Source organism: Variovorax sp. P4_D9, assembly GCF_056401695.1.
In genome coordinates this window covers 1-2,255 of record NZ_JBFUIU010001148.1, presented here as the reverse complement: position 1 = coordinate 2,255, position 2,255 = coordinate 1, and the positions used below count along the sequence as shown (strand labels likewise).

Annotated in this window: 1 protein-coding gene and 1 pseudogene; one reads left to right on the top strand and one right to left on the bottom strand. The window is 68.0% G+C overall.

The features are described 5' to 3' along the window. Positions 1 to 73 precede the first annotated feature (73 nt). The gene (locus AC1DY5_RS52190; protein ID WP_478122111.1) at positions 74 to 1,000 is read right to left on the bottom strand and encodes a LysR family transcriptional regulator; all 927 of its coding nucleotides are present in this window, start codon (positions 998 to 1,000) and stop codon (positions 74 to 76) included. A gap of 70 nt (positions 1,001 to 1,070) precedes the next feature. Between AC1DY5_RS52190 and AC1DY5_RS52185 the strand changes: the two are divergent. Continuing rightward, a pseudogene (locus AC1DY5_RS52185) lies at positions 1,071 to 2,255 on the top strand (5-methyltetrahydropteroyltriglutamate--homocysteine S-methyltransferase); the annotation flags it as partial.

The window sequence follows — 2,255 nt, the reverse complement described above, 5'->3', positions numbered from 1 at the left end:
AGGTCGACGATCGCGGCGTCGAAGTAGGAAAGGTCGATGCTTTGTGAATTCACGCGACGAATCATAGGTCGGGCTACAGCAGCTCGATCCCCGGCAGGCTCTTGAAGCAGCTCTCGCGCGTGATCTGCACGAAATCGCCCAACCAGGCCTGCTTCGAGGTCGCGGCGGTGCAAGCCATGTGCAGTTCGCCCGTGAGCCCCCTCCTGCCGACCGGCCGCGCCGTGACATAGCCGCGGTCGAGGTAGCCCTGCACCGCCCACAGCGGCAGCGTGGCGATGCCGCGCCCGCTCGCCACCAACTGAAGCATCGCGACCGTGAGCTCGGTGGTGCGGCGATGCGCGGGCTCGACGCCCGCGGGCTGCAGCACCTGGCGCACGAGGTCGAGCATGTCGTCGGGCACCGGGTAGGTGATCAGCGTCTGGTCGGCGAAGTGCCGCGCCGTGAGGTGGCTCTTGGCGGTGAGCGGATGGTCGTTGGCCAGCAGCGCCATGATCTCGAAGCGGAACAGCGGGTGGTAGTCGACGCTCTCGGCCGCGTCCTGCTCGGAGACGATCGCGACCTCGGCCCGGTCCTGCAGCACCAGCGCGATCGGGTCGGGATGGAAGCCCGAGACGATGTCGAGTTCGATCTCGGGCCAGCGCTGGCGGAAGGCATCCATCGCCGGCATCAGCCAGTCGAAGCAGGTGTGGCACTCGACCACGATCCGCAGCTGCCCGGCACGCCCGAGCGACAGCCGCGCCAGGTCGCGCTCGGCCTCGCCGATCAGCGGCAGCAGCTTGTCGGCCAGTTCGAGCAGGCGCATGCCGGCGACGCTGAACTGCGGCGGCACCGACTTGCGCTCGAACAGCGCCAGGCCAAAGTGGTCCTCGAGCAGCTTGATCTGGTGCGACAGCGCCGACTGCGTGAGATTCAGCAGCTGCGCGGCCCGCACCAGGCTGCCGGTATCGCGCAACGCGGCCAGCGTGCGGAAGTGGCGGATTTCGAGAACGGATGACTGCATGAATTTCGCTCACGTTGAGCGGCAAAATGTTTCGTTTGAATCATATCCCCGTCCTTGGGATCATCGCCGCATGACACGTACACACATCCTCGGATTCCCGCGCATGGGCGCCCACCGCGAGCTCAAGCACGCGCTCGAAAAGCACTGGCACGGCGAGATCGACGCCTCGGCCCTCGAGGCCAGCGGCGCCGAACTGCGCACGCGCCACTGGCAGGCCCAGCGCCATGCCGGCCTCGACTTCGTGACCGTCGGCGACTTCGCCTTCTACGACCATGTGGCCAACCACATCCAGCTGCTGGGCTGCGAGCCGCCGCGATTCGAATTCCCCGGCGACGCACCCGAGCTGGCGCGCTACTTCACGATGGCGCGCGGCGTGGCCAGGGAGTCCGGCCACGACGGCTGCACGCACGGCGACCCCGGCAGCTTCGCGCTCGAGATGACCAAGTGGTTCGACACCAACTACCACTACCTGGTGCCCGAGTTTTCGCCCCACACCCGCTTCAGCCTTTCCTCGGTGCGCTTGTTCGACGAGGTCGCTCAGGCACAGAAGCTCGGCCACCCGGTCAAGGCGGTGCTGCTTGGGCCGCTGAGCTTCCTGTGGCTGGGCAAGGAGAAACAGGCCGGCTTCGACCRCTTCTCGCTGCTCGACGCGCTGCTGCCCGTGTACGAGAAGGTGCTGGCCCGCCTCAAGGCGATGGGCGTCGAATGGGTTCAGGTCGACGAGCCGATCCTCGGCCTTGACCTGCCCGACGCCTGGCGCAATGCCTTCGAGCGCAGCTACTGGCAGCTCGCCCGCAGCGCGCCGAAGCTGCTGCTCGCCACCTACTTCTCGCCGCTGGCGGAGAACCTCCGGCTGGCCTGCCAGCTGCCGGTCGCCGGCCTGCACGTGGATGCGGTGCGCTCCCCCGACGAGTTGGTCGGCGTGGCCGACTGGCTGCCCGCACACAAGGTGCTGTCGGTCGGCATCGTCGATGGCCGCAACATCTGGCGCACCGATCCCGACGCCGCGCTGGCGCGGCTCGGGCCGGTGGCCGACAAGCACCGCGGCGAGCTCTGGATCGCGCCATCGTGCTCGCTGCTGCACGTGCCCTTCAGCCTCGCGGCGGAAACGAAGCTCGATGCCGAAATCACCTCCTGGCTGGCCTTCGCGATCGAGAAGCTGGACGAACTGCGGGTGTTGCGGGCGGTTCTGGACGGCGAGGAAAGCGCGGTCCAGGCCGAACTGGCCGCGGCCCGCAAGGCCGTGGCGGCACGC

Coding starts and splice junctions, on each gene's coding strand:
- AC1DY5_RS52190 (WP_478122111.1), bottom strand. CDS start 1,000: ATGCAGTCATCCGTTCTCGAAATCCGCCACTTCCGCACGCTGGCCGCG.